This is a genomic window from Catenulispora pinistramenti (assembly GCF_018274385.1).
GTDB classification, from domain to species: Bacteria; Actinomycetota; Actinomycetes; order Streptomycetales; family Catenulisporaceae; genus Catenulispora; species Catenulispora pinistramenti.
The window spans coordinates 1-5,368 of record NZ_JAAFYZ010000382.1; the positions used below are offsets into that span (position 1 = coordinate 1).

At 68.2% G+C, this 5,368-nt stretch carries 1 protein-coding gene and 1 pseudogene; both read right to left on the minus strand.

Annotation, left to right across the window (positions count from 1 at the left end; genetic code table 11):
* Positions 1-69: 69 nt before the first annotated feature.
* Positions 70-3,678, minus strand: a complete 3,609-nt coding sequence (locus KGQ19_RS47250; RefSeq protein WP_212021955.1) for a choice-of-anchor D domain-containing protein — start codon at positions 3,676-3,678, stop codon at positions 70-72.
* 355 nt (positions 3,679-4,033) lie between these two features.
* A pseudogene (locus KGQ19_RS53235) lies at positions 4,034-4,138 on the minus strand (transposase); the annotation flags it as partial.
* Positions 4,139-5,368 lie beyond the last annotated feature (1,230 nt).

Sequence of the window (5,368 nt, forward strand, 5' to 3'; positions counted from 1 at the left end):
GCCGAAGGCCGCGCCACCCGATGAGAACTCAGAGCACTGTTATTGCCACTGCTACTGCTACTGCAGCTGTCACTGGAAGACCTGGAACTCCGAGAGCTGCCCGGCCGGCCATCCGGTGTTCGCGGTGAAATTCAGCCGCAGGTACCGGGTGCTGGTCGAGGGGAACGTGATGGTCACGGTGTTCCCCGTCGAAGGGTTGAAGGTGTAGTTCGCCGATCCGACGACGGTCGAGAACGTGCTGCCGTCCGTGGAACCGAGCACCGACAGCGTCTGGGTGCGGGTGGCCCAGGCGGTCGCCGGCGGGAGGTCGAGCACGATCTTGCTGACGCTCTTGGCCGCGCCGAGATCGACCTGGAGCCACTGCGGGAACGCGTTGTCCGTGCTCTCCCAGTAGGTGCTGGTGTCACCGTCGACGGCGTTGGCCGGCGCGTAGTTCTGCGTGGAGCCGCTGGCCGATGCCGGCTGGTTGAGCGCCAGATCGGTGTTGGCGGACCCGCCGGTGCCGGTCAGGGCGACCGTCGCCGGGCTGTTCGGGGCGTTGCTGGCGATGCTGAGCGAGCCGGTCCGGGCGCCGGAGGCGGTCGGGGTGAAGGTGACGTTCACCGTGCAGGACGCACCGGCGGCCAGAGAGCTGCCGCAGTTGTTGGTCTGCGCGAAGTCACCGGTGGCCGCGATCGAGGAGATCGCCGCAGCGCCGTTGCCGGAGTTGGTGACGGTGACCGCCTGCGTGCCGCTGGTGCTGCCGACGGCCTGGTTGCCGAACGACAGGCTGGTCTGGTTGGTCGCGATCGACGGGCCGGTGCTGCCCCCGCCGCTGCCGAGGTAGGCCTGGAAGTCAGAGAGCTGACCGGCCGACCACCCGCTGTTCGCGGTGATGTTGACCCGCAGGTAGCGGGCGGTCGTGGTGGTGAAGGGGATGGTCACCGTGTTGTTGTTGGCGTTCGGGTCGAAGGTGTAGCCGGCGGAGCCGACGATGGTCGAGAAGTTGGTGCCGTCGGTGGAACCGAGCACCGACAGGGTCTCGGTGCGGGCGCTCCACGCGGTGGACGGCGGCAGCCGCAGGACCACCTTGCCGACGCTCCAGTTCTGGCCGAGGTCGACCTGCGCCCACTGCGGGAAGGAGCCGTTCGCGCTCTCCCAGTAGGTCGACGGGTCGGAGTCGGTGAGGTTGGCCGGCACGTAGGCGCCGTTGCTGGAACTGGCCGTGGCCGGCTGCCCGGCCGCGAGGTTCACGGTGCCGTCGACGCCGGTGCCGCTGAGGGCCACGGTCGTCGGGGTGTTGGTGGCGTTGCTGGCGACCGTGAGCGAGCCGGTCCGCGCGCCGCCGGCGGTCGGGGTGAACTTGACTGTCACGCTGCAGGAGGCGTTGACGGCGATCGAGGAGCAGTTGTTGGTCTGGCTGTAGTCACCGGTGACGGAGACCCCTGACACACTCGCCGCGCTGGTGCCGCTGTTGGTGATGGTCACCGTCTGCGGCCCGGCCGAGGCGCCGACCGCGGTGCGGGCGAAGGCCAGGCTGGCCGGGTTGGCGTTCAGCACCGGTCCCGGCGCGATGCCGGTGCCGGACAGCGAGACGGTGTCGGTGACGCCGCCGGCGTTGACGGTGAGGCTGCCGGAGCGGGCCCCGGCCGCGCTCGGCGTGAAGGTGACGTTCACCGTGCAGGAGCCGTTGGCCGCGATCGACGACCCGCAGTTGTTGGTCTGCGCGAAGTCGCCGCCGGCCGCGATCGAGGACACCGCGGCCGCCGAACCGGTCGGGTTGGACACCGTCACGGTCTGCGCCGCGCTGGTCGCGCCGGTCGCCACCGAGCCGAAGTTCAGCGAACCCGGGCTGGTGCTGACGCTGCTGGCCGGGTAGGGCGGGAAGACCGGTGCGGGGCTCGTCGTGATGCACTGCGTCGGGCTGACGCCGGAGTTGCCGCCGTTGTCGGTGATCGCGAAGGAGTTGCCCTCACAGCTGTAGCTGGGGGCGTTGCCCGCGTTGGCCTGCGCGACACCGGTCGCGGTGACGTTCTGGAACGTCGCGGCGCCGCCGGTCTGCTCCTGCATCGCGAAGGTCCCGGTGCCGGCGATCGTCACGTTGTTCAGGCTGACGCCGCTGACCGTGCCCTCGACCCACTGGACGGCCTCGAACGGGCTCTGCTCTATCAGGGCATTGCTGACGTTGATCGGCCCGGTGATCGCGCCCTGACTCCCGTCGAACCACAGCGCCCCGACCCCGAACTGCCAGTTCGGGTCCAAGCTGCCGTCGCGGATCAGGGTGTTGTTCTCGATCGTGGTGGTGCCGACCGGCGTGGAGCTGAAGCGCTGGCCGACCTGGATGCCGCCGCCCTGGGTGATGCCGGTGTCCACGACCAGGTTGCCGGAGACCGTGTTGTCGTGGCCGCCGTAGATCGCGATGCCGTTGGCCAACTGCTGGTCCTGAACGGTGTTGTTGGAGATGGTGTCGTTGGCGTCCGCCCCGATGCCGGAGTCGGCCCAGGTCGCGATGCCGTCGTCACCGGTGTTACGGATGTCGCTGTTCGTCACGGTGGAGTTGGTCACGCCGCCGTGGAAGTTGATGCCGTCGGCCGTGGTGTTCCGGATCCGCATGCCGCTGAAGGTCAGCTTGTCCATCGGGCCGTCCATCCAGGCCCCGACCTTCATGTGCTCGATCCAGATGTCGCTCACGGTCGAATCGCTCATCGCGCCGCCGATCCCGTTCACCTGCGCGCTGTCGTCACGCTGCTGGACGTTGCCGAAGATGGCGAAGTTCGACAGGTGCACGTTGGTGGACGGATTGGGCGCGGAGTTGCCGTAGAAGCCGGGCGCCGTCCCGGTCACCGTCGAGTACCACATGCCCGCGCCGGCCACCGTCACGTTGTTCACGGATATGTGGCCCGGAATGTTGAACGTCCCCGGCGGGATCCACACCGTGCCGCCCGCGCCGGCCGCCGCGATGGCGGCGTTGAAGGCGCTGGTGGAGTCGTTCACGCCGGTGGCGTCGGCGCCCTCACTGGTCACCGAGACCGAGCCGGCCGGCTGGGTCAGCGCCGGGCCGACGTTCTCGAAGTCGGCGAGGTTGACGGTGTAGGAGGAGGCGCTGTCACCGGCGTCGACCTGCAGCTTGAAGGTGGTCCCGGCCTGGTAGGTGGTGTTGAACAGCTGGTGCACCTCATCGTAGAAGTGGTGCGGATTGCCACTGCTCGGGGTGTTGGTGAACGGGTAGCTGCCGTAGTACCAGCTGTAGGCGTTGGTCAGCGTCAGGTTGGACTGCTTGGTCCCGTTGACGTACAGCGACAGCGGCGCGGTGTAGACCGAGCCGTCGGAACTGTCCGGAATGCTGTACCGGAGGTCGATCGAGTTGGTCGCCACCGGCGTGGTGAAGGTGATGCTCTGCCCCGAGCCGTTCCCGGCCAGGGTCACAGCCTGACGGTAGGAAGCCTCGTCCGCCAACTGCCCCTGCGAGAAACTGGGACCGATCAGCGTGCCGGTGGTGGCCGCCTTCGCGGCCTCCACCTCGACATAGGGCAGGCTCGCCCCGCCACCGCCGGTGGCCCCGGCCGCGGCCGCGGGCGAGGCGGCGAGAGCGACCAGCGTTCCGGCGGTGGCCAGAACCGCGCCGAGGGCGGCGGCCAAGGCGCGTCGAGTGGGGTGCTTACGCGCGCCGGGAATCCCGGCGCGTGCGGATCTGGACATCACAAAGGGCTCCTTCGATGGGGCACCGTGCGGGGGACGGGCCGTGGGGTGCGGCCCGTTGGGGGATGTCGCAGGCGGAGCGTAACGCTGGCGACACTTGCGCGCAATATCCTGATGCCAGTGCTGCAAAGAGTTTGCCGTTCGATGAAAAATCACGATGCACGCGCAGGCGAGGGCGAACCCGCAGGTCAGGGTGTTGATTGATCGACCGGGCCGGACCCCGTCGGCCGGACTCGACGGATCAGCCGAGCCGGAGCTGATCAGCGGGGCGGGTGATCGGCTGGGCGGGTGCGATCGGCCGGGCAGGTCGGCGTTTACCGAGTCGACATCTGGCGGATCGATATCCAGTGCCGCATCAGGCAACGTTTGCCCTGGTGGTGATTTGGCGCGGACGGAGGTCGTCGGCGTGGCGGTTTCGGCAGCTGATGTAGCGGCGGATCATGCTGCGCTGTTCCGCGTGCCGAAGCGGCGCAGCCAGTCAGGGGCTGGGGTTTGTGGGCCGGGTTGCGGTTGGTCTGTGGGTTTTAAATGCTTTTTACGCCTTCGGTCATAGTTGTGCCGGTTCGGGGTTCGGGTCGGCGAGTCGTGTTTGTCGGCTGCCGGTTTCCGCGTTCACAACCCCGCCCCACCTCAGGCCTCTTCAACTCCAGCAAGTCCGGGCAAGGGCAAGATCAACAGCAAAGTCAAGGTCAAGAGCTGTGGTGAAGAGCCGGGCCTCCGGCGGGCCTCGACAACCTCAGGGAAACTAGCGCGGTTCCCTCGGGTGGCCGGGTCAGGGCTCAGCGGCTGCGGTCCCTGAGATGGTGCGGTCCGTTCCCCACGGTCGCGTCGTCAGCCCGGGGGGTACAGCACCGGTGTCCGGGGGTAAAGTCCGCGCGCTGCGGTAATGCTGGTAGGCGGCGGTTTCGTATGGCGCGAACTTGACCCCCGGCCACCGGCACTGTAGGCGAAGCCCTGCCGACACGACCGAGGGGAACGAACCGAAAACCAGCCGGAAGAATGGCAAAGCCCAGTGGTTCGGTACCGGCGGCTCGGCGGATTCGGCCGCCGGTTCAGCGCCTGGCAGCGCACCAGCCCCGAGGTGCACATTCCCGGCTAGCGGGTGCGGACCGCCCCGACTACCAACACAGACACCGACGGCTACCGGATCGACCTCGCCACCAAAGCCGATGCTGCGGACAGCAAGGCCAGCCGGGGATATCAGTCGCGGTTGGTTGCTAGGCACAGCCGCACCGCACCCGGGCATGTTCTCGACCAACTGACCAGCGACCCGCCGCCACAGCCTCACCGACAGCTGCGTCACCAAGCCGTGTCCTCGGTCCCTGCGATTGCTATTCTTCCGGCTGGTTTTCGGTTCGTTCCCCTCGGTCGCGTCGGCAGGGCTTCGCCTACAGTGCCGGTGGCCGGGGGTCAAGTTCGCGCCGTACGAAACCGCAGGTCAAATGCACGACCGCCGCGCGCGGACTTTACCCCCGGACACCGGTGCTGTACCCCCCGGGCTGACGACGCGACCGAGGGGAACGGACCGCACCACCCCACAAACCACAGCCGCTGAGACTAGATCAGCCACCCGAGGGAACCGCGCTAGTTTCCCTGAGGTTGCCGAGGCCCGCCGGAGGCCCGGCCCTTCATCACAGTGGTCTGGCGCGTTGCAGCGCCGTCGTGTCGGCGCGAAAATGACCCCGAGAGG

Coding starts and splice junctions, on each gene's coding strand:
- KGQ19_RS47250 (WP_212021955.1), bottom strand. CDS start 3,678: ATGTCCAGATCCGCACGCGCCGGGATTCCCGGCGCGCGTAAGCACCCC.